This is a genomic window from Bacillus sp. SA1-12 (assembly GCF_000981385.1).
Lineage (GTDB): Bacteria > Bacillota > Bacilli > Bacillales > Bacillaceae > Metabacillus.
The window spans coordinates 77,790-99,041 of sequence record NZ_LATZ01000132.1 but is presented as its reverse complement, the minus strand read 5'-3'; the positions used below and the strand labels follow the sequence as shown (position 1 = coordinate 99,041).

21 protein-coding genes and 1 pseudogene are annotated in these 21,252 nt (G+C 36.2%); 15 read left to right on the top strand and 7 right to left on the bottom strand.

Annotated features, from left to right (window positions below; translation table 11 throughout):
- Nucleotides 1-70: 70 nt before the first annotated feature.
- Complete coding sequence (locus WQ54_RS29105; RefSeq protein ID WP_046512178.1) at nt 71-400, top strand: helix-turn-helix domain-containing protein; 330 nt, start codon at nt 71-73, stop codon at nt 398-400.
- The gene (locus WQ54_RS29100; protein ID WP_156178051.1) at nt 322-1,263 is read left to right on the top strand and encodes an IS3 family transposase; all 942 of its coding nucleotides are present in this window, start codon (nt 322-324) and stop codon (nt 1,261-1,263) included. Before WQ54_RS29105 ends, WQ54_RS29100 begins: the two co-directional genes overlap by 79 nt.
- Nucleotides 1,264-1,367: 104 nt before the next feature.
- Here the strand turns inward: WQ54_RS29100 and WQ54_RS29095 are convergent, their stop codons facing one another.
- Entirely contained in the window at nt 1,368-1,607 is a 240-nt protein-coding gene (locus WQ54_RS29095) for a hypothetical protein (RefSeq protein WP_046589940.1), read from the bottom strand.
- An 806-nt stretch (nt 1,608-2,413) separates the two neighbouring features.
- On the opposite strand from WQ54_RS29095, the gene licT reads away from it, so the two are divergent.
- The 3 genes from licT to WQ54_RS29080 all read left to right on the top strand — a co-directional run bounded on the left by licT (nt 2,414) and on the right by WQ54_RS29080 (nt 6,747).
- Nucleotides 2,414-3,253 carry a BglG family transcription antiterminator LicT gene (licT, locus tag WQ54_RS29090; RefSeq protein WP_046589939.1) on the top strand — a complete coding sequence of 280 codons (840 nt, stop codon included), beginning with the start codon at nt 2,414-2,416 and terminating at the stop codon, nt 3,251-3,253.
- A 139-nt stretch (nt 3,254-3,392) separates the two neighbouring features.
- On the top strand, nt 3,393-5,222 hold the full coding sequence (locus WQ54_RS29085; protein WP_046589937.1) for a beta-glucoside-specific PTS transporter subunit IIABC: 1,830 nt from the start codon (nt 3,393-3,395) through the stop codon (nt 5,220-5,222).
- An 82-nt stretch (nt 5,223-5,304) separates the two neighbouring features.
- On the top strand, nt 5,305-6,747 hold the full coding sequence (locus tag WQ54_RS29080) for a glycoside hydrolase family 1 protein (RefSeq protein ID WP_197089689.1): 1,443 nt from the start codon (nt 5,305-5,307) through the stop codon (nt 6,745-6,747).
- Between the two features lie 371 nt (nt 6,748-7,118).
- On the opposite strand, the gene WQ54_RS34075 is transcribed toward WQ54_RS29080, so the two are convergent.
- Together WQ54_RS34075 and WQ54_RS33160 are read right to left on the bottom strand one after the other, a co-directional pair.
- Nucleotides 7,119-7,262 (bottom strand): hypothetical protein, encoded by a 144-nt coding sequence (locus WQ54_RS34075; RefSeq protein ID WP_156178232.1) that lies wholly within the window; start codon nt 7,260-7,262, stop codon nt 7,119-7,121.
- A 76-nt stretch (nt 7,263-7,338) separates the two neighbouring features.
- Nucleotides 7,339-7,431, bottom strand: coding sequence for a YjcZ family sporulation protein (locus WQ54_RS33160; protein WP_046589935.1), 93 nt, complete (start codon nt 7,429-7,431; stop codon nt 7,339-7,341).
- 719 nt (nt 7,432-8,150) lie between these two features.
- On the opposite strand from WQ54_RS33160, the gene rpiA reads away from it, so the two are divergent.
- Nucleotides 8,151-8,819 (top strand): ribose-5-phosphate isomerase RpiA, encoded by a 669-nt coding sequence (gene rpiA / locus WQ54_RS29065; protein WP_046589932.1) that lies wholly within the window; start codon nt 8,151-8,153, stop codon nt 8,817-8,819.
- A gap of 121 nt (nt 8,820-8,940) precedes the next feature.
- Here rpiA and WQ54_RS29060 read toward each other — a convergent pair whose 3' ends face one another.
- The 3 genes and pseudogenes from WQ54_RS29060 to WQ54_RS29055 form a co-directional block, all read right to left on the bottom strand.
- Nucleotides 8,941-9,774: a nitronate monooxygenase family protein gene (locus WQ54_RS29060; RefSeq protein WP_052738037.1), complete on the bottom strand. Its 834-nt coding sequence runs from the start codon at nt 9,772-9,774 to the stop codon at nt 8,941-8,943.
- A 26-nt stretch (nt 9,775-9,800) separates the two neighbouring features.
- A pseudogene (locus WQ54_RS35060) lies at nt 9,801-9,967 on the bottom strand (LysE family transporter); the annotation flags it as partial.
- A 190-nt stretch (nt 9,968-10,157) separates the two neighbouring features.
- Nucleotides 10,158-10,481, bottom strand: a complete 324-nt coding sequence (locus WQ54_RS29055; protein ID WP_046589930.1) for a hypothetical protein — start codon at nt 10,479-10,481, stop codon at nt 10,158-10,160.
- Nucleotides 10,482-11,083: 602 nt separating this feature from the next.
- Between WQ54_RS29055 and WQ54_RS29050 the strand changes: the two genes are divergently transcribed.
- The 3 genes from WQ54_RS29050 to WQ54_RS29040 all read left to right on the top strand — a co-directional run bounded on the left by WQ54_RS29050 (nt 11,084) and on the right by WQ54_RS29040 (nt 12,533).
- Nucleotides 11,084-11,677, top strand: coding sequence for a YdeI family protein (locus WQ54_RS29050; protein ID WP_046589926.1), 594 nt, complete (start codon nt 11,084-11,086; stop codon nt 11,675-11,677).
- Nucleotides 11,678-11,814: 137 nt separating this feature from the next.
- Entirely contained in the window at nt 11,815-12,144 is a 330-nt protein-coding gene (locus WQ54_RS29045) for a helix-turn-helix transcriptional regulator (RefSeq protein ID WP_046589925.1), read from the top strand.
- A complete protein-coding gene (locus WQ54_RS29040; RefSeq protein WP_046589924.1) occupies nt 12,141-12,533 on the top strand; it encodes an SRPBCC domain-containing protein in 393 nt (130 codons plus the stop codon). Before WQ54_RS29045 ends, WQ54_RS29040 begins: the two co-directional genes overlap by 4 nt.
- 99 nt (nt 12,534-12,632) lie before the next feature.
- On the opposite strand, the gene WQ54_RS33150 is transcribed toward WQ54_RS29040, so the two are convergent.
- Nucleotides 12,633-13,981 (bottom strand): IS3 family transposase gene (locus tag WQ54_RS33150; protein WP_156178230.1). Its coding sequence is split into 2 segments (ribosomal slippage): nt 12,633-13,537 and nt 13,537-13,981, totalling 1,350 coding nucleotides; the frame shifts between segments, so codons are not numbered across the junction.
- Nucleotides 13,982-14,258: 277 nt separating this feature from the next.
- Between WQ54_RS33150 and WQ54_RS29025 the strand changes: the two genes are divergently transcribed.
- From WQ54_RS29025 to WQ54_RS29000, 6 genes are all read left to right on the top strand, one after another.
- Nucleotides 14,259-14,486: a hypothetical protein gene (locus WQ54_RS29025; RefSeq protein WP_046589920.1), complete on the top strand. Its 228-nt coding sequence runs from the start codon at nt 14,259-14,261 to the stop codon at nt 14,484-14,486.
- Nucleotides 14,487-15,252: 766 nt separating this feature from the next.
- Entirely contained in the window at nt 15,253-15,849 is a 597-nt protein-coding gene (locus tag WQ54_RS29020) for an NTP transferase domain-containing protein (RefSeq protein WP_046589919.1), read from the top strand.
- Between the two features lie 479 nt (nt 15,850-16,328).
- On the top strand, nt 16,329-18,482 hold the full coding sequence (locus WQ54_RS29015) for a xanthine dehydrogenase family protein molybdopterin-binding subunit (protein ID WP_046589917.1): 2,154 nt from the start codon (nt 16,329-16,331) through the stop codon (nt 18,480-18,482).
- Between the two features lies 1 nt (nt 18,483).
- Nucleotides 18,484-18,960: a (2Fe-2S)-binding protein gene (locus WQ54_RS29010; RefSeq protein WP_046589915.1), complete on the top strand. Its 477-nt coding sequence runs from the start codon at nt 18,484-18,486 to the stop codon at nt 18,958-18,960.
- Nucleotides 18,945-19,814, top strand: coding sequence for a xanthine dehydrogenase family protein subunit M (locus WQ54_RS29005; protein WP_046589913.1), 870 nt, complete (start codon nt 18,945-18,947; stop codon nt 19,812-19,814). Before WQ54_RS29010 ends, WQ54_RS29005 begins: the two co-directional genes overlap by 16 nt.
- A gap of 24 nt (nt 19,815-19,838) precedes the next feature.
- On the top strand, nt 19,839-20,633 hold the full coding sequence (locus tag WQ54_RS29000) for an XdhC family protein (RefSeq protein WP_052738036.1): 795 nt from the start codon (nt 19,839-19,841) through the stop codon (nt 20,631-20,633).
- Nucleotides 20,634-21,252 lie beyond the last annotated feature (619 nt).

Genomic DNA, 21,252 nt, shown 5'->3' with positions numbered 1-21,252 from the left:
TGTTATTATCCCCTTATAGTGGACAGTAAAAAGAAAGGATTGTACTGTCTTCTATGGAGGGGATTTTTTCATGGGGAAAATTAGAACAACCTATACAAAAGAAATTAAACTAAAAGCTATTAATTTATACGAAAACGAAGATATGGGGATCAGATCAATTTCCAAAGAGTTAGGGATTGGATATACAATTGTCCAAAGATGGATAGCTCATTATAAAAGTGAGGGAATTCAAGGGTTAAACGAAAAGAGAGGAAAATCTCGAAACCCACTTAAAGGTAAAGCTAAAAAAGACCACGAGAGTGATACAGAAAAAATAAGTCGATTAGAAGCAGAGAATGCCTATTTAAAAAAGCTATTAGCTGCGAAAAGGGAGATGATTCCGGAAAAGAAAAATCGTTAAAATACAAAATAATTCATGAGCTTACGGATCAATTTACTATTATCACGTTGTGTAAGATAGCCGGTGTTTCAAAAAGTGGCTATTACAAATGGCTAAAACGCCAAGATAACCCAACAGATAAGGACTTGGAAGATCAATCCATCGTAACTAAGATTATTAAATGCCAACAAGATCCTGATATTAATTGGAGCTACGGTTACCCAAGAGTTCAAACTTGGCTTAAAAAGATGTATGGTTTGAAAGTTAATCATAAGAGAATTTATCGTTTAATGAAGGCGAATGGAATTCAAGCAAAGATACGAGTAAAGAAGTGGAAACACTTTGGACGAAAAGAAAAATATGTCGTTTCAGAGAACGATTTAAACAGAGAATTTTCAGCTTCACGCCCAAATGAAAAATGGGTAACTGATATAACATATCTACTATTTAATGGAAAGAAACTCTATTTATCTACGATACTAGACCTTTACAACAATGAGATTATTTCATATAAAATAAGTGAAAGAAATGATCTAAAGCTAGTAGCTGATACAGTAAAAAAAGCAATAAAAAAAAGAGATGTGAAAGGACTCCTATTACATAGCGATCAAGGATTCCAGTACACCTCAATAAGATATAACAAGCTATTAGAAAGATACAACATTAAGCAAAGCATGTCTAGAAAAGGAAATTGTTTAGATAACGCTTGTATGGAGAGTTTTTTTAGCCACTTTAAAGCTGAATGTTTTTACCGATACCAATTTGAGAGTTCGAATGAGGTTAAGGAAGCAGTAAGAAATTATATTAAGTTTTATAATAATAAACGTTTTCAAAAAAAATTAAATAACCTTAGCCCTACTGAATATAGAGCTAAGGCTGCCTAATAAGTGAACCTTTTATTAATTGTCTACTTGACGGGGATAAGACCAAGCCGAAGATCCTTTTCACGTATCGATAATACCACATTGTGTTAATTTAAGTGAATATATTATACATTATCTTTTAATTCATCCATTAATTGTCGAGAACGTTTAGCATTTCCTTCAGCAAAATTTCGCAATCGGTTTTGTAGTTCTTGATTGTCATGAATACGTTCTGCCGTGATTAAGTATGTTTTCATCATTTCATTTTCTCTTTCTAAAGACATTTCTAAGATTTGTTTTAGTGACTTCTTAGATATTTCATCTTCGTAGTCATAGTCACGATCATAATCCAGTTCGTGGTTCATTATTATCCTCCCAAGATTTTATTCCGTTTGTTTTATACATAAAATTTTCATTTATGCTAAAAGACTTTTTCTGATAACGTCTCATTATTTAAACTCAATTTCAACTAAAATAGAGGTTAGCTCCTTAAGAGATGAAAGAATAAGTTAGTAACAGGTAGTGGTTCCCATCCCAACATAAAATATAAAAAAGAAACAATAAAAAAAAACAACGTTGAGAATACTTGAGACCAGTTATCAAAAATTTTCAATCTGATCATCCTTTTTCTTTTTAGTATTTGCAAAAGGATGATTAATAAACTTGTTTATTCTTATTAATTAGTATAAAAGGTTCTTCTAATAAACACAGTTGGCTCGGGAGTTATGGTTAATTAAAATACAAGTATTCTTATTAAACTCAACAGATTTATCAAAAAGTAATCGAGTTTAAGAAAAGGAGTTGTTTCGGCAATTCCTTTTCAAGAGGCAGGATTGTGGAAGGAGAAATATTGTTAAATGATATTTACAGAGGAAGATATTCCATCAATAAAACAAACATTTCTCCGTAAGTGGTGAGACAGCTGCCATTTTTGGCGGCTTTTTTCTTATTGTACGGTGCAATTCTTTTAATCAGCAGGTAAATTTTGAGTAAAAGTTTAAGGGAAAAGAAATACTTAAAAAACAACAAAAAATCTATTGCAAATAAAAAAAACTCATGATACTATAGGTTAAGCGTATACAGAACGGATTGTAACTGTTAAATCAGGCAAAACCGATTACCTTAGAAAATGGGTATGGTTTTGCCTTTTTTCTATGTCGGAGGTGATAAAGTGAAAATTGAAAAAATACTAAACAATAATGCAGTTATTTCAGTAAAAGACAAACAGGAAATTATCGTTGTCGGCCGTGGAATTGCTTTTAATAAACGCGTTGGTGAAGAGATTAACGAACAACAGATCGATAAAATTTTCACTTTAGAAAACGAAGATATAATGAAAAAATTCAAAGCCTTAATTTCTGATATGCCGATTGAATATATGGAATTATCCGAAAGAATCATCGCTTATGCAAAAATGAAATTGGGTAAAAAGCTAAACGATCGTATTTATATTCATTTAACAGATCATATTCACTTTGCTATTGAACGTTATAAAAATAATCTCCCTATTAAAAACGGATTACTTTGGGAAACGAAGCAATTATACAAAGATGAATATGAAATAGGAATAGAAGCTTTAAACATGATTTGCGAACAAACAGGTGTCATTTTACCGGAGGATGAAGCTGGTTTCTTAGCTCTTCATATTGTAAATGCTGAATTGAATGAAGAAATGCCTGTTGTAAAAAGTATGACGAAGGTGATGCAAGAAATATTAACCATCGTGAGATATCATTTTAAGATCGAGTTTAATGAAGATTCTTTAGCATATTATCGTTTTATTACACATCTTAAGTTTTTTGCACAAAGGCTGGTCAAAGGCAATCATTACAATAGTACTGCTGATGATGACTTATTTCTTGTCATTAATAAAAAATATCCGGAAGCATTTAGTTGTTCCCAGAAAATCAAGAAGTTTATTGAAACTAGTTATACCTATGAGTTAACGGATGAAGAAATGATTTATTTAACCATTCATATTGAAAGAGTGGTAAAAAACAACGGACGATAATAGGGTTGTTACCTAACGGGCAAAACCTAAATCAAGCATTCAAAATGGAATGCCTGGTTTAGGTTTTTTTTATTACCATTTTTCGTCTGTCATCAAGTAATAACACAAAATGTAATACTACTGACAAGGAGTGTTGGATATGAGTTACAACGATTTTGCAAAAAACATCGTAGATTTAGTTGGCGGAGAAAAGAATATCTCTAATGTTGTCCATTGTGCCACCCGTTTACGCTTTAAATTAAAAGATAAGGGCAAAGCAGATAAACCAGCCCTACAAGACTTAGATGGAGTTCTGAGCGTAGTAGAGAGTGGCGGGCAATTTCAGGTAGTTGTAGGAAGCCATGTTGGGGAAGTCTTTAAGGAAATTACAAAAATAGCAAATGTAGGATCGGCAGCTGATTCAACTGATGAGCCAAAGGGAAGCATCGGATCCCGCATTTTCGAAATTATCTCGCGCAGCTTTTCGCCATTGATTGGTGCACTTGCTGGAGCGGGTATGCTGAAAGCGGTGCTAACGATATTAACAATGACAGGACTATTATCTGCTGAAAGCGGAACTTACTTTATTCTTTCTGCTGCTGGAAATGCTGTCTTTTATTTCTTGCCTGTCTTTTTAGGGATTACGCTTGCAACAAAGCTTGGCGCAAATCCGTATGTGGGCGGTACAATCGGTGCTGCGTTGCTGGAACCTAATTTTACTGGCTTATTAAAAGAAACAGGAGATGTTTCAAATTTTTTCGGAATTCCTGTTGTTTTGTTTGATTATTCATCCTCTGTATTTCCTATTTTTATCGCAGTTAGCATTTATGCTGTTTTAGAAAAATACCTAAAGAAAACGATTCATAAAGATTTACAAATGTTTTTAGTTCCGATGCTGTCATTAGCGATTATCGTCCCACTTACTGTTATTGCTTTTGGACCTTTTGGTGTGTATGTCGGTAATGCAATTGGTGCAGGAATTGATTTCTTGAGTACAAAGAGCGGTATATTAACAGGAGCGGTTGTTGGTGCAGGATGGACATTCCTTACACTGTTCGGTCTGCATTGGGGACTCGTTCCAATTCTTTTAGATCAGCTTGCACATGGAGGCAGCCCGATCTTTGCTATGCTTGCAGCTGCTCCGCTTGCACAGGCTGGTTTGGCATTAGGTGTATTAATACGCGCGAAGGACAAATCATTAAAAACACTTAGCGGATCCACATTAATACCAGCTTTACTATCCGGTGTAACAGAACCAATTCTTTACGGTTTAATGATGCGTTATAAAAGAACAATTCTATATGTACTAATCTCTGCAGCAGTTGGCGGAGCAATAAATGGTATGTTTGGTACGAAAGCAATCGTGTATGTATTCCCAAGTGTCCTTTCTATACCAGCCTTCGCCCCAATGGGTATCCACATTATCGCAATTGGGATTGCTTTTGTTGGCGCAATGGTCCTCACTTTATTATTTGGGTATGACGATAAAAAGAAAAAAGCAGCGGAAGAAAATAAGATAGAAGCAAGTCAGATGAAAAAAGAATCAATTGTCAGTCCACTAACCGGAGTAATTAAGCCGCTATCAGAAGTGGATGATCAAGTGTTTGCATCAGAAGCAATGGGAAAAGGGATCGCGATTGAACCAACTGTTGGCCAAGCTATATCACCTGTTAACGGAATTGTTTCAACCATCTTCCCAACAGGCCATGCCATTGGTGTTACTTCAGACGATGGTGCAGAAGTATTAATCCATATAGGAATTAATACGGTTCAATTAGAAGGAAAGTATTATTCACCTGTCGTTAAACAGGGTGAACGGGTGAATCAAGGTGATGTATTAGTCAATTTTGATATTGAAAAAATTAAAGAAGCTGGCTATCCAGTTATTACACCTATTATTATTACAAACACAAATCGTTATGTGGATGTAATTGAAACCGGTGCTGAAACTGTTCGTGCAAAAGACAGTTTATTAACATTAGTCATTTAATTGTCTTTCTGCAAAAGGGAGAAGGGCCATGATTGATCTTCCCCAATTTGGTTTAATAGATTGTTATAAGGAGGAAAATTTAATGAGTTTTGAAGTGAAAAGATTTCCACAAGGATTCTTATGGGGTGGAGCAACAGCAGCTAATCAACTAGAGGGAGCGTACCAAGAAGGTGGGAAAGGATTAAATACACCAGATGTTTTACCTGGAGGCAAAGTAAGATTAAACGTATTAAAAGATCCTGGTTTTGATTTTGAGTTGGATACTGAAAAGTATACGTATCCGAATCATGAAGCCATTGATTTTTATCACCGTTACAAAGAAGATATTGCTCTTTTTGCTGAAATGGGATTCAACGTATTTCGTATGTCTATCTCATGGTCACGTATTTTTCCTAAAGGTGATGAATTAACACCAAACGAGGAAGGTCTTGCTTTTTATGACCGAGTATTTGATGAACTGCGCAAATACAATATTGAACCGGTTGTCACCATTTCACACTATGAATTGCCAGTACACCTTGTAAAAGAATATGGAGGCTGGAGAAGCCGTAAGCTGGTTACATTTTTCGAAAGATATGTAACAGCAATCTTCAATCGATATAAACATAAAGTAAAATACTGGATGACATTTAATGAAATTAACAGCAGTCTCCATATGCCTATTTTAGGACTTGGGTTTGCCATTCAAAAAGAGGAAGACTATTATCAGCCAACATTCCAAGCGTTTCATCATCAATTTGTCGCCAGTGCCAGAGCGGTTCAGCTATGCCATGAAATGATTCCTGGGGCTCAGATCGGATGTATGATCGTCTATCTCCCAACCTATTCTGTTGACTGCAATCCTGAAAACGTGCTTTATGCGTTAAAAGAAGAACAATTATTCAACTACTTCTGCGGCGATGTACAAGTACGCGGTGAGTATCCTGCTTTCATTAGGCGCTACTGGAGAGAGCATGGGATAAAGCTTGAAATTCATGAAGGCGATCTTGAGCTTATCAAAGAAAATACCGTTGATTATATTGCTTTTAGTTACTATATGTCACGTACTGAGCAGAAGGACAAAACTCCTGATGAAGTTGGTCAAGGTAATATCTTAGGAGGAATAATAAATAAGTTTTTAAAGGCAAGTGAATGGGGATGGGAAATTGACCCAATTGGTCTGCAAATCTCTTTAAATCAATTGTATGATCGATACCAAAAACCGTTATTTGTCGTAGAAAATGGACTTGGAGCCTATGACAAAGTAGAAGAGGACGGTTCAATCAACGACGATTACAGAATTGACTATCTCCGTGAACACATCAAAGCAATGGGTGAAGCCATTGAAGATGGAGTAGAGTTAATGGGTTACACTCCATGGGGATGTATTGATTTAGTGAGCGCTTCAACTGGTGAGATGAGTAAGCGTTATGGCTTTATTTATGTAGATAAGCATGATGATGGTTCAGGGACACTGGATCGTAAGAAGAAACAGTCATTTTTCTGGTATAAAAACGTAATTGCAACAAATGGTGAGGAACTCTAATTAACTTTTTAATCATTTTAAGGGCTGCTAAAAGGTAGCTCTTTTCTATTTAGAAGAAAGATTGTGAAAGATTGAACTTAAAAGCTTATACAAGCTCGGTTCTTATTCTGCTAACGGCTGCAATCATTTAAGATCAAGTTTGTCATTTCGGCAGTCTTTTTTTATTCTACTAAAGTGACAGTTGAACAAGGGAGTTTTCTTATAAAAGCTCTGCTAAATATTATTGTTGGTATTTAATCAATACAAAAAGGACCCATTAAGGTCCTGGAATAGTCTTCTTCAGCCAGCTTCTTATCTTAAAGAGAACAGCTGCTTTTAATAGCAGCTTGTTCTTAACGTTGACTAATAGAAATACTGTTTAAATCTTTTGCTTAATAGAATCTACGTCTTCTTTCTCTTTCAAATTCAAAGCGTCTTCTTCTATCTAATTCGATAATTGCAAAGGGGAAAAACCGTCTTCTTCTAAAGTCGTCACGAAAAAATCGATCTCTTCGATCAAATCCAAAAAATGGCATTGAATTCATTCTCCTTTCATTACAGAAGTCTATATGAAAAGGTCAGATTAGCCCAACCTCCCTTGGTCCTTACAATTTAGTAGCCGACGAAAGAAGTTCCTATAATGATAAGAAGAATGAACAATACAACAACTAACGCAAAATTAAAACCATAACCATAATCTGACATAATATATCACCTCCTTTATTAAGAAGCAGTAGTACATCATATGGCAATAGGATTTATAATGAAATGGACAGAAATGGAAATATATATGTAAAGATAGCTGCTGCACAATTCAATGATATTTTCATTAGTAAACCAGTGTTCTTGTTCACGGGTATTAAGAGTTGAAGAAAAAAATGGGTTGCGGCACCTTTTCTTATTGTGCAAACGGAGCAGATTAGTTTAAGAAATATGGTAAAATTGTCTAGGGGTAAATTTTAGTGGGGATAATGATGAATTCGAAAACTGTAATTAATGTAATTGTATTTATAATAAATTTTCTATTCACAACAATTAATGCTATTTGGGCTTTATGGAGTGGTTTACTTAAATTGATATACTTCTTATGGTTGTTTATTGGGATAATAAGTACAATCTTTTTTGCTTTTTACTTCATAAGATTTTCAAACTGGAAGGAATTTATGTATAAAAGCCTTTTTCACGGATGGTTAATATATAGCATTTTATGGATACTTACTGTTAGTCAGGGAATTGGTAAAATGAAATTAAAGTTCTTCAACTAAAAGGTGCGATGCTTCAATTAGGAAGGATCGCTTTTTTCTTATTCAAGTAACGGGGAAGTTTAGCTGAAGAAGGATTTCGATTAGAGGATTTTGAATTTATAGTGATAATCGAGCTTACACTTTAGTTAGAACATAAATTTATTATTGGAGGTTAATTATATGAATCCTAAACAGCTTGCTGGTGAGAAAGCTGTTGAATATGTCAAAGACGGAATGCTTTTAGGTCTCGGAACTGGTTCAACAGTCTATTGGTCAATTTTAAAACTAGGAGAGTTGGTAAAAAAGGGACTAGATATTAAAGGGGTGCCTACTTCTACAACCACTGAAAAGCTAGCAATTGAATTAGGGATTCCATTAGTATCTCTGTCTTCGATAAATCAATTAGATTTAACAATAGATGGTGCTGATGAAGCTAATAAGAATTTTGAAGTTATTAAGGGTGGAGGAGGAGCTTTATTACGTGAAAAAATGGTGGCATCCATTTCCAGACGTTTAATTATAGTTATTGATGAAACTAAATTAGTTACTTATTTAGGTCAATATCCGTTACCCGTTGAGATTGTACAATTTGGTTGGGAAATGACTTTTAAACAGATAAATAATTTGGGATGCAAACCTACATTACGAATGGATAATAATACCCCTTTTATCACTGATAATGGGAACTATATATTGGATTGTGATTTCGAGATAATACAAGACACTAATGAACTGAATAATACATTAAATATGATTCCAGGTGTAGTTGAGAATGGTCTTTTTGTTAATATGGCTGATACAATTGTGATTGGCAATAGAAATGGAAGTGTAAATACCTTTTTCAAATAATTATTTTCAAGAAAAACATAACTTTTTGACCGATCTAATAAGTAAATTTATTTCAAAATCTGTGATATTTTTTTATTAGCTTTGGATTTTTTGAAGGAACTTAGTTTGTGAAAAAATACACTTAAGCAAACTGGTGCGTTTCTACAATATGGTAGAGACGCTTTTTCTTATTCCAGTAACTATGCATTTTAAAATATTCGAGAAAGCAAAAACAAATATTCCGATATAATAAAATATAGCTACTAGTTGTTTTGGAAGTCAACTTCATAAAGTCAGCCATTAATTCTTTGACAATGGCTTCACAGCTCTTTACTTCTGTAATTAAATCAATAGCAGTGTTTACAGAAACAATTCCCTCATCGAGTCTTCCTTCTAGCATTCCAGGGCGAAGACTGCCGCTCTGGTTGATCTTTTCATCTGTAGGGAGCCCATTTTTGTACATATTTTCAAGTTCAATTGCGAATTTATGGGGTGTAGAACGTTGAGTCGCAGACACAAAAACAAGATCCTTCGCTTTAGTGCGGATAATATCTTCTTTCGTCTTGTCTGAAGCAGGACATTCCTCTGAAACTATAAAACGAGTTCCAACATAAACGCCTTCAGCACCAAGAGCAAAAGCTGCTCTCACACCCCGAATATCATTAATTCCACCGGTTGCCATTACCGGAATATCGACTGCATCCACAATGGTCGGAACGATTGAAAATGTTCCAATTTGGTTCTGGGGTATCCATCCGCCTTCATCATATCCCGTGGCAATTATAATATCCGCACCTGAAATTTCAGCCATTCTTGCAGCATCAGGTGTAGGGGTTGATTCTCGGTGGATTAACGTAGCATGATGATCTTTGATTTGCTTAAATAATGTTTTGTTGACATTTCCAACACTTACGAAGGTTTTAACTCCTTCTTCTAAAGAAATAGTTAAAACTGTTTGTGTGTAAGGATCATCCATTCCTTCTTCGGGACTGAAAATATTCCAGAAGTTATATGGACTAATAGTCCTGTGCAAAGACCTAGTGTCGTAAAGATACCAGCCTTTTTCCCTTTCGCTATACTTTGTGCCAAGTGAACAAATTATCTGGTCCTGGCATAAGGGTAAGAACGATTGCTGCACCCAAAAAAGATAGTACAGATAGGAAGTCCATATTTATCCCTCCGCTTTTTTAATGTGAATTTTAACATAATCTTTTGAAGTAAGCACAACAAATAATATTTAATAAGAGTGCTTGAGTTGAAGATTAAGCTGCTGCTAGCGGCGGCTTTTTCCATCAGTGCCAAAACTCATAATATATAAGATTCCTCCTTTTTTATACATATTAATCCATGCTTTTAAGCCTAGACATATGCAACACTAACAAGGAAACACTGATAAAAAATTAAGAAGGGACGATTAAAATAAATCAAAAAAGGTATGGTTATTCCACTTAATTTTAAATGTTTCCCTTTAATATTGATTTCTATTTCTTCTATTTTTCGATTTTCCTTCACAACTTCTATTGGTTTTAAACCGTTAGTTTCATTTGTAAAGGATTGGTAAGTTATAGGAGCAGGCGGACCAATCACAACCGGAAAAATGGAGATAGTTAGGATAATATTTTCTGGGTCATGAAATGCTTCATTTAGGGATACCAGGAAATTTTGTTTGTTCAGCGAAAACATGCCTCCTCTTAAATAGCAGATGACTATATAATTCAATATCCACTTCATTATCATCTCTTTTAAGATTAAATGATACGAGGAGAATTCCTACTGGTACAATACATGAAAAATAGTTTTGGCTATTAAAGATACAGTTCTTTCCTACTTGACTAAAGGAGCAGTTTTATTTAGATATTTAAAAAGAGTGGAATATAACCTTATTCTTTTAGGGAACGATGCTTTCATTGGCTTCGTTTTTATTGTATTAAAGGGGCAGAATAACGACATAAGCCTTTTGTAACTTTCCGGGCCAGGTCTGCTTGACAGGACACCAATTAATGTCCTATTATAAATTGGACACCATTCGGAGTCTTTTTATAGTTAAAAAGTAAGGGGATGGTGATTGTGGCTGAACCAAATAACATAGTACCGTTGCCTTCCCGACTCGACGTGAACTGATTAGTTTATTAAAGGACCTAGAAGATTTACATCTTGGTTCATGGAAACGGATTCAAGGTGGATGAATTTTCAAGTAAAGCAAAATTGACAGAAAGAATTGGAGAAATTGAAAATGATCATTCTTAGCAGTCAGATGATCAAAAAAATTCAGAGAGGGTGTCATGATGACAAATAGTAGCAAGAATCGTAAGGTTGATGGATTTTTAAAGAAAACGAAAAAGTGGAAGGAAGAATTTGAGACGTTGAGAAATATCGTTCTTGACTGTGAGCTAACCGAAGATATTAAGTGGATGCATCCTTGTTATATGTATGATAATAAAAACATTGTTTTGATACATGGATTTAAAGAATATTGTGCGCTTCTGTTTCACAAAGGTGCCCTGTTAAAGGATCCGCATGGAATTCTAATCCAACAAACGGAGAATGTACAAGCGGCACGCCAGATTCGGTTTACCAATGTTCAAGAAATCGTTGAAATGGAACCTATCTTGAAAGCCTATATTAACGAAGCCATTGAAGTTGAAAAAGCCGGTTTGGAAGTGAATCTTAAAAAGAATACTGATTACATCATTCCTGAAGAACTTCAAAGTAAATTTGCTGAAATGCCTGCTTTGAAAACTGCTTTTGAAGCACTGACGCCGGGACGGCAAAGAGCATACATACTTTATTTTTCTCAGGCGAAACAATCCAAAACTCGACAGTCAAGGATTGAAAAATATACGCAGCAAATTCTCGATGGAAAAGGATTAAATGATTAGCGCGCACTTATATACTTGATGATAGATAGGAGAATAAAACGAATGCAATTATTAAGAATAAAGAAATTGACAGGACACCAATTAGTGTCATATAATAAAGACACCAATTGGTGTCCGATATAAAGGCGGGGGTGATCTTGAACGATAAAAATCAAGAACGTGACGTTTATGTAGCTATCGCTGACCCAACAAGACGTAAAATGCTGCGCTTGTTGGCAGATGCAGAAGAGTTATCTCTTCACGAAATAACCCCTCATTTTCAAATGGGTCGTACAGCTGTTTCTAAACATCTGGCTATCCTTAAAGAAGCTGGTCTAGTTTCAGCCCGTAAAGTTGGCAGAGAAACAAGGTATCGGCTGAATGCTGGCCCATTAAGAGAAATTGAGGATTGGGTATCGTTTTACAGGAAATTCTGGAGAGAAAGAATGTTACTTTTAAACCAAATATTAGAGGAGGAAGAAGAATGAATTTAACAGTAACACAAGATTTTAATTTTAAGAGCCCGATCAATAAGGTGTGGAACGCATTAACAGATTCAGATACTCTTGCAAAATGGATCATGGAAAATAACTTTAAACCAATCGTCGGACATAAATGTCAATTCCGAAATGACGAGTGGAATTTAATTGTAGAATGTGAAGTATTAGTAGTCGAGGAGCCTAATACGTTATCTTACACATGGGTAGGCGGTCCGATAAATACGATCGTCACATGGACATTGAAGGAAGAGAATGGAACAACCTCCTTACACCTTGAACAATCAGGATTTGAAAAAGAAGATCAAGCGTTCAATGGTGCGAAATATGGTTGGGTGAAAATGGCCGAAGATCTTAAAAAAGTGTTAGGGGAAATGTAAGGCCACCCTCGGAACTTGTTTTTTAGTATGAAGCTAACAATTCATAATAAAGAAAACTCGCCAATTTTGAAGTGAACCAAAATTGTTAGACAATATACCTTAAGCAGCTTGCTGGACCTGGGACCTGTATTCTACAGGACTCAGGTCATTTAACTTTGCCTTCATTCGTATATTGTTGTAGTAGTATATATAATTGTGTAATTCTTCTATAAAATGATCAATGCTTTTAAACTCCTGTAGATAGAGGAGTTCTGTTTTAAGGATGCCAAAGAAGTTTTCAATAACGGCATTATCGAGACAGTTTCCCTTTCGGGACATGCTTTGTGTTATATTCTTGGCTTTAAGGGTTTTCTGGTACTTAGCCATCTGGTAATGCCATCCTTGGTCTGAGTGTAGGATTAATTTATCCTCTGGATTTAAGACCTCTAAAGCTTGTTCAAGCATGTCTCCTACTAAATCAAAAGTAGGTCGGAACTTTACTGTATACGAGATGACTTCACTATTAAACAAGTCAAGTATAGGAGATAAATAGAGTTTCTGTCCGAAAAGACTAAATTCTGTTACATCCGTTACCCATTTCTGATTAGGTTTATCCGCTTTGAAATCCCGCTTCAGAACGTTAGGCGCAACTTTCCCCACATTTCCGCGATAGGACTTATATTTCTTCATACGAACTTGGCACTTAATACCAAGCAGGTTCATAAGCTTGAGGACAGTCTTCGGATCATGATTTAAACCTTTCTTATCAAGCTCTTTTTTTATGTTACGATGTCCATAACGACCTTTATGTTGGTGATATATCTCTTGTATTGCCTCTTTAACCTCAGCGTATTTATCAGGGCGGTCCATGTGTTTTGTCCAATAATAATACGTACTTCTTTTAATCCCTGCTACCTTGGTCAGCTCAGCGACTTTATAGTCATTCCTTAGTTCAAAAATTACTTGCGCTTTGATTTTTGTTGTAATTTTTTCTGTTCCTGAACTAAGGCATTCAACTTTTTTAGATATGCGTTCTCCATTCGTAAACGTTCGACTTCTTGGATAAGGGATTCATTTGTTTCGTTGGTTAAATCGTTCTTCTTTCTATCTTTTGTCATGGGAGGTCGCACCTTCTTTTTTGGTAAGAGGGCTTCCGCTCCTTCTGTATCAACAGCTCTCCTCCAAGCACTGATGGTTGAGGGGTCGGGAATTTTAAACTTCACCGCTGTATCATTAAGAGATGCCCAATTATCATCCATATATTTGAGTACCTTCATTTTAAACGCAGCAGAGTAATTTGTGTAACTTTTTCTTAAGGAATCTTCTCCATATTCAACATAAAGATTTACCCACTTTTGTATTGACTTATGATGAGTACCTAGCTTATTAGCAATATCACGATATGAAAGAGATCCTTTTTCATACTCTTTTACTGCCCATAACTTGTCCTCGAATGTGAATTTAGCCATATAAAAAACTGCACCTCCATTGTTAGTTTTGTGTCTAACAATTTTGGTGCAGTTCAATTTTTGGGCGAGTTTTCTTTTTATATGTGCCTATTACAATTATAGAACGACTGTCATTGAAGTGCATATTTTATAAAAAAGCACCTCAAAACGGAACTCTTTACATTATTGGCACGATCTTATGAAATGTCCTATACAAGGGGTATTTTTTACTTTGGGTACAGATTTTATTTACATAATCGAACGTAGGTTCGTATAATATAACGTAGAGGTGATCGTAATGGAAAATGAAAATTGCGGTATCATGACTACGACAAAGAAAACGGATATTCACGGTTATACGTATACGGAGGTTCATTTGATGGATTTTCGAAGAGAGCGCATATGGCATGTTAATTTCGAAAACTTAGATAACGAGCTTATTCCGGAAGGTCTACGAGAATATATAAGAGAGAATAGCGAGAAGATTAAGGAGGGGAGTTGGCATTATTCTGGGGATCAACGGTAATAGAGTGGTCGGTCTTTAAACGTTAATGATTATGATAGCATTTGCAATTATGGTGTTGTCAATCATCAAGACAAAAAATAACCCACCCTTGAGTGTTTTTTACAGAGGGAGTGGAGGGACTTTACTAGATTCTATAGAGCTTTTTTAACTAAATTTTAAGCAGTCGGTTCGACGCCGATCGCCGGTATTTTTAAAAGAAACGCTGAAAAAAACACAAAATTAGACCAACGATTGTTCGTTTTTTATTGCCTTCAAGAATGTGAATCCTTAAAGGATTAGCTATAGGTAGGAAGACGACAAGTTCACTCCTTTTGTGACTTCTACGATGTCTTGGCCACTAGAACCTTTCTAGTGGCCACTTTTGTTATGTCTCCGAAATGTTAAAAAGCAAGTGAAGCGTAATGGTCTATTAAAGAATGATAGATCATAAGGATTATCAAAGAAAATGTAATTAAGTGGAGGAAAAATGGAAAAGAAAATACTCGCAGGCAAGCTGTAAAGCAAAAGAAAGCATTAAATAAGATCTTCGTTGTAAAGTGATTCCGCTTGTTGCTAATAAGTTGTATTCATTACCGAAAGAAACCCGAAATATGGTAGAGATATATGTCTGATGTGGACATTGCTGTGATGTCGTTCAAATTGAACATGTAACCACTAGTGAAACAAAGTTTGGCATAACTTTAGATGGGAATGTAAACGATGTGGATAAAGTTACAAAACGAATAGATGATTAAGATGAAACGATAGATAGAAAGGGTGATAAAAAATGGAATCCATCGTCTTAGCTGCTGGATATTCCAGCCGAGCGAATGCATTTAAAATGACTTTGCAACTGGGGCAAATGTCCGTGTTGGAGCAAACGATTTCTAAATTTGAAGGATTATGCAGCAGAGTCATCGTCGTAGCTGGGTTTAAAGTGGAACTTATTCAAGAGGAAATGGAAAAAATCCGCAATAAAAATACCTATTCATTTCAGATAAAGGTTGTTTATAATGAAAACTTTAACCAGGGAATGTTTACTTCCATTCAAAGGGGCTGCAAAGAAGTAAATGCCCCAACCTTCTTTATAACACCCGGAGATTATCCGCTTGTTAAAAGAGAGACCGTTCAGCAAATAGCAGAACACAAAGGGAACGTAGTTATTCCAAGCTTTAATTATAATGGTGGTCACCCCATCAAATTGTCAAGCAAAGTAAAACGGGAAATTCTTGAAACCAATCCAGAAAGTAATTTGCGTGTGGTCCTAAACGATTACCAAAAGGTATATCTTAATGTAGATGACCCGGGAGTAATAATGGATATTGATACGCTGGAGGATTACCAAAAAGCCATTTGTTATGATCATTTTCGGCAGGTAAAATGAATTGTTGAACAAGGTAATGATTGACACATACATGATTGATAATCATAACTTTTTGCGATGATCTAAAAATCAGAGGAAAGAGTAATATTTTAGCAACTTCGAATAAGCTCCGTTATCGGGCTTATTTTATTTGAAGCTTTTTTACTAGAAATAATGAAAGCAATGATTCATATCTGTTTAGTTGTCGCCAATTATTAAAGGCGAATCAAACCGAATGTATTAAAGATAAAAGGAAATAAGGTCTGGGTGAGAACCGACAGGAGCGAATACCTCAAGGAGGTACATCGACCGCCTATGAAAAGCGAAGTGCCTCTCGCTGCAATCAACAGGCAAGTTTAACAAAGTCTATAAAATAAATAAAAACAAATATTCTTGAATGAAATTAATCATAAAATATCATTCTCATTTATAAAATCGTAGGAAGAGGTTTCTATTCATATTATGTCGCCTATAAAAAAGAGTCGAAGGGTGTTGTTGCAATGAATCTAAAAGACATAAGCACATCAGTTCCCAAAAAAGACCATAAAGGGAAAGTATCTGGCCAGTTGGCCTATATTAGTGACGTAAAAGTAGAAAATATGGTTTACGGTGTTTTGTATCGGTCGCCAATTGCTTATGGAAAAATCATATCTATTCAATTACCAAACCTTCCAGAAGGATATGAAGCTGTTGGTGCAGAGCATATCCCAGGACCGAATTATGTCAAAATTATCAAAGAAGATCAACCCATTTTTGCTAATGAATGGGTCAATTATATTGGTGAACCGATTCTTATGTTGGTTGGATCAGATCTCAATATCCTGTATCGTTTGTTAAATGAAGTGAAGATTGAATTTGAAGAACATCAAGCAATTTATACATTAGAAGAAGCAATTAAACTAAAATCAACATCTGAGTGTTTTGCAAGCTATGAATTTGGCGAAAGTTTATCGAACATTTCAGCTATAGAGCAGGGAGCTCATCAAATCATCGAAGAAGAGTATGATACGGGCTATCAGGAGCATGTCTACCTTGAGCCACAAGGTATGCTCGCCATATATAAGGATGATGAGATTGTTGTCCAGGGATCGATGCAATGTCTATATTATATAAAAAATGCATTGCTAAGCGCTTTAGCATGTGGCGACGATGAAGTCAGAGTTGTTCAAAGCCCTACCGGCGGAGGTTTTGGCGGGAAAGAAGATTATCCTTCGATGATGGCGTGTCACGTAGCTGTTGCTGCAAAAACAGTCAAAAAATCGGTGATGCTTGTGTTCGACCGTTCTGAGGATATGGAAGTTACAACAAAAAGGCATCCTGCCAAACTCAAATATCGAACAGCACTTGATAAGGAAGGAAATATTTTAAGCATGTGTGTTGACATTTTTCTTGATGCCGGAGCGAATGCGGGATTGAGTTCTGTCGTGCTGCAACGCGCATTAATAAACAGTGCGGGTGTTTATAAAATTCCTCATTTTCATGCAAAAGGCTATGTCTTAAAAACCAATACAGTTCCGAACGGTGCCTTTAGAGGCTTTGGTGCACCACAAAGCTTTGCCGGAATTGAGAGTCATATGGGACATCTTAGTAAACTAGCAAACACCGAATCTCTTAAATATAAACGGAAATATCTCGTCAAACAAGGAGACCCCACCATCACCAAAGGGAACTTCCGCGACCCAATATTAATGAAAGAAATGATTGAGGACCTACTCGACGTGTCAGATTACCATAAGAAAAAAGAGGAGTTTCATCTTTTCAATCAGCAGAATCAGCGCTTTAAAAAAGGCATAGGAACTTCGCTGTTCCTCCACGGATGTGGATTTACAGGAAGTGGAGAAAGAGATCATATTAAAGCAACGGTGAAGCTAGTTAAATCAAAGGACGACCAAGTATCGCTAAAAATTTCAAATTCTGATATTGGACAAGGCATTTTGACGACGCTGTGTAAAATTGTCGCCAAAGAACTAAACCTCCCATATGAAGAAATTTTGTACCCTTATCCCGATACAAAAGAGGTTCCCGACTCCGGTCCGACAGTAGCTTCCAGGACGACAATGATCGTGGGAAAATTGCTAGAACGTGCCGCAAAAAAACTTAAGGCTCAGTGGCAAACAGGGGTGGAACAGGAAATAGTTGAGAACTATGTTCACCGTGAAATGATTCCTTGGGATGAGAAAACCTTTACTGGAGATGCATACCCTGCTTATTCATGGGGAGTTAATATCGTAGAAGTAGAAGTTGATCGATTAACAGGAAGTATAAAGTTAGTAAAAGTATACGGCAATTATGAAGTTGGAAAGGTCATCGATGAACGGATTATGAAAGGCCAAATTGACGGTGGTTTAGCTCAAGGATTAGCGTACGGTTATCTAGAAAAGATGACTTCAAAAGAAGGCAAAATCCAGCAAAAAAGCATAACAGATTATGGACCCCCTACTTCGTTGGACGTTGTTTCGATTGAAAGCAAGGTCTTTGATAATCCATATGCTGATGGTCCATACGGGGCGAAAGGTGCAGGAGAATTGACATTAATAGGTGGTGCTCCAGCCGTCCAAGCAGCAATAGAGGATGCACTGAACATTTCTTTTCAGCAAATTCCAATTACACCAGAAGTCATTATTGAAAGTCTTTTGGTGAAAGAAGGTGAATAGGTTGATTATATTTACGCTTAATGGAAAAACGGTTGAAACTGACGCCCCAGCCACAGAAAGATTACTAGATTTAATAAGAGATGAGTTTGAGTTAATCGGAACAAAGGAAGGCTGTGGTGAAGGAGAATGCGGAGCCTGCAGTGTGTTTGTGAATAACCAACTGCAAAACAGCTGCCTTATTCCAATCGGCTCGATTGATGGAGCCGATGTTAAAACGATTGAAGGGATCATGGAAACAGAACAATTTAAGATTTTAGATGAATGCTATTCCATTGCCGGAGGAGTGCAATGCGGATATTGCATTCCTGGAATGGTCATGGCAAGTGCAGCTTTATTATCCGAAAACCCTCATCCTTCAGAGGTTGACATTCGTGAGGGTATTTCCGGAAATCTATGTCGGTGTACGGGCTACAATATGATTGTTGATGCGATTAATTTAGCAGCAAAAAAAGGGGACGGCTTATGGCAGAAAAAATAACCGCTTATCGCTTCAATCATTTAGACGAAACTTTGAACCAATTGAGTAAAGAAGACTGTTTAATCATTGCTGGAGGCACCGATGTCATGGTCCTTCACAAAAGTCGAAGGGGAGTTCCCCCGAGTATCCCTAAACCTATTGTTTTTATTGACCATCTTTCTGAGCTAAAACGGGTGTATCGAAATCATAACGATCTCCACATCGGTGCCTGCTGTACCTATAGCGAATTAATTGAAGACCCGTTCATTCCAATCCCATTAAAGAATGCAATCAAAACGATTGCGGCACCAGCAATTAGAAACAGGGGGACATTGGGAGGTAATATTTGCAACGCTTCTCCAGCTGGGGACACACTGCCATTATTATATGTATACAACGCAAAACTTTTGCTGCGCTCTGTTAATGGTGATCGTGTAGTAGCTATTAGTGATTTTATTCAAGGTCCACGAAGGGTTCAACGACTTCAAAATGAAATGTTGGTTGAAATTATCTTGCCATCCGTATTAGAAGAAGGGTCTCATGTCGTGTTTGAGAAAGTCGGCAACCGTAACGCAGATGCAATTGCCAAAGTATCGTTTGCAGGATTTATCAGGATAAATGGTGTTCGAATCGAGGATGTTCGCTTCGCATTCGGGGCAGTCGGACCTACTATGGTCCGTTCCATTGATATTGAGAAGAAGTTGCTCGGAAAGACCATACCATTAGCAGATGCAGACATCGCTCAGATTGTAGCAGCATTCGATAGCATCATTAAACCAATCGACGATCAGCGTTCAACTGCTTTATACAGAAAAACAGTCGCCTTAAATCTTTTACGTTATTTTCTTAGCATAAAGCAATATCAATCGAATTAATGTTAAAAAAAGGGGGAGCTATTCATGCTGCTGATGGAAAAAGTGGCCAAGCTGACACGTCAAAACGAAACCTTTGCTTTAGCCATGATTATTGAATCAAAAGGCTCGACTCCCAGCCATGTAGGAAAAATGATTGTATACCGTGATGGTACGATTGAAGGAACTGTTGGAGGGGGCTTGGCTGAATACTATATTATCGAAGAGAGTATAAAGGCACTCCAAAAGGGTCAATCGAAAATCGTTGAATACAAATTGAATAAACATGCAAAAGACGGAATTCAAATGAATTGCGGCGGAACGTTGCGGGTGTTTATTGAAGTCTATACAAGCAGGCCTGAACTCGTTCTGGCTGGTGCCGGTCATTTAGGCTATGCGTTGGCAAAGCTTGCTGATTTACTTGAATATCCTTATTGCGTTGTCGATGATCGGATTGGTTACTGTACGAAGGAACGCTTTCCTAATGCGGCCAACCTTTTTGTAAATGAGGATATTGGAGCGGCAATGCTTGAAGCCAACCTCAATGAGAAGTCTTACGTGGTGATTGTTACAAAAGATCGTGATGATATTGTATTAAAAACGGCCCTGCAATTTCCGATTTCATATGTTGGGATGGTCGCCAGCAAGCGAAAGGTCATAAACATATTTGAAAAATTAAAAAGTGAAGGAGTCACACAAGAACAGTTAGAGCAGGTCCATTCCCCAATCGGATTGGAAATTGGCTCGGAAACAACAGAAGAAATTGCAATCAGTATTATCGGAGAAATCATCAAACTAAGCAGAGAAAATAAGCCTACAAAAGTGAAACAATTAAACAGATAAGGAAAAAGAAGAAACAGAGAGATAAAACACTTATAAATGTGATATATCAATGTTTGTAAGTGTTTCTTTTTTGGATAAATAAACATCTTACAATCCTTTTTATAACTTAACAGAAGTGACAGGTACCACATACGCTGATATGAGATAAAAGTAGTTTGACTCTTAGAATATAGATGGTTTTTTTAAAATGTTAAGTAGACGATACTTTCGTTCATTATTCTACGAATCGTGGGCAAAAAGAAAAAGAAAAAGAAAAACAACAACAAAAAGAAAAAGCAGTTAACCCAGATATAGAGAATAAGCCAGAAAAAGTAGATTCAATCACTAAAATAAAAAATGAAAGAGTGAAATATCAACGTTTCTTACACATGGTAAGAAACGTTTTTTTATGAATTTTCAAACAAAATAACTTGAAACCAAGGGGAAATGAAAAGTGCCAGTAGTCAATATTTTTACTGTTTCTATTTTGAAATGAGGTTATCATTCAGAACATTTTTTTCTTAACAAGAGATTGTTGTCACAAGATATTCGCACCTTTTTATGTGAACCTCCGCTACTTTTCCACTTCCTTTTCCCTATATAGTCTATGAATAGAATTTTCCTGGAAGAAAGGGTAGTG

Excerpts from the sequence above, each read along its gene's own strand:
- WQ54_RS29105 (WP_046512178.1), top strand. The coding sequence starts at position 71 with ATGGGGAAAATTAGAACAACCTATACAAAAGAAATTAAACTAAAAGCT.
- WQ54_RS29095 (WP_046589940.1), bottom strand. The coding sequence starts at position 1,607 with ATGAACCACGAACTGGATTATGATCGTGACTATGACTACGAAGATGAA.
- WQ54_RS29085 (WP_046589937.1), top strand. The coding sequence starts at position 3,393 with ATGAGTTACAACGATTTTGCAAAAAACATCGTAGATTTAGTTGGCGGA.
- WQ54_RS29080 (WP_197089689.1), top strand. The coding sequence starts at position 5,305 with ATGAGTTTTGAAGTGAAAAGATTTCCACAAGGATTCTTATGGGGTGGA.
- WQ54_RS34075 (WP_156178232.1), bottom strand. The coding sequence starts at position 7,262 with ATGCCATTTTTTGGATTTGATCGAAGAGATCGATTTTTTCGTGACGAC.
- WQ54_RS33160 (WP_046589935.1), bottom strand. The coding sequence starts at position 7,431 with ATGTCAGATTATGGTTATGGTTTTAATTTTGCGTTAGTTGTTGTATTG.
- rpiA (WP_046589932.1), top strand. The coding sequence starts at position 8,151 with ATGAATCCTAAACAGCTTGCTGGTGAGAAAGCTGTTGAATATGTCAAA.
- WQ54_RS29060 (WP_052738037.1), bottom strand. The coding sequence starts at position 9,774 with ATGGATGATCCTTACACACAAACAGTTTTAACTATTTCTTTAGAAGAA.
- WQ54_RS29055 (WP_046589930.1), bottom strand. The coding sequence starts at position 10,481 with ATGTTTTCGCTGAACAAACAAAATTTCCTGGTATCCCTAAATGAAGCA.
- WQ54_RS29050 (WP_046589926.1), top strand. The coding sequence starts at position 11,084 with ATGACAAATAGTAGCAAGAATCGTAAGGTTGATGGATTTTTAAAGAAA.
- WQ54_RS29040 (WP_046589924.1), top strand. The coding sequence starts at position 12,141 with ATGAATTTAACAGTAACACAAGATTTTAATTTTAAGAGCCCGATCAAT.
- WQ54_RS29025 (WP_046589920.1), top strand. The coding sequence starts at position 14,259 with ATGGAAAATGAAAATTGCGGTATCATGACTACGACAAAGAAAACGGAT.
- WQ54_RS29020 (WP_046589919.1), top strand. The coding sequence starts at position 15,253 with ATGGAATCCATCGTCTTAGCTGCTGGATATTCCAGCCGAGCGAATGCA.
- WQ54_RS29015 (WP_046589917.1), top strand. The coding sequence starts at position 16,329 with ATGAATCTAAAAGACATAAGCACATCAGTTCCCAAAAAAGACCATAAA.
- WQ54_RS29005 (WP_046589913.1), top strand. The coding sequence starts at position 18,945 with ATGGCAGAAAAAATAACCGCTTATCGCTTCAATCATTTAGACGAAACT.
- WQ54_RS29000 (WP_052738036.1), top strand. The coding sequence starts at position 19,839 with ATGCTGCTGATGGAAAAAGTGGCCAAGCTGACACGTCAAAACGAAACC.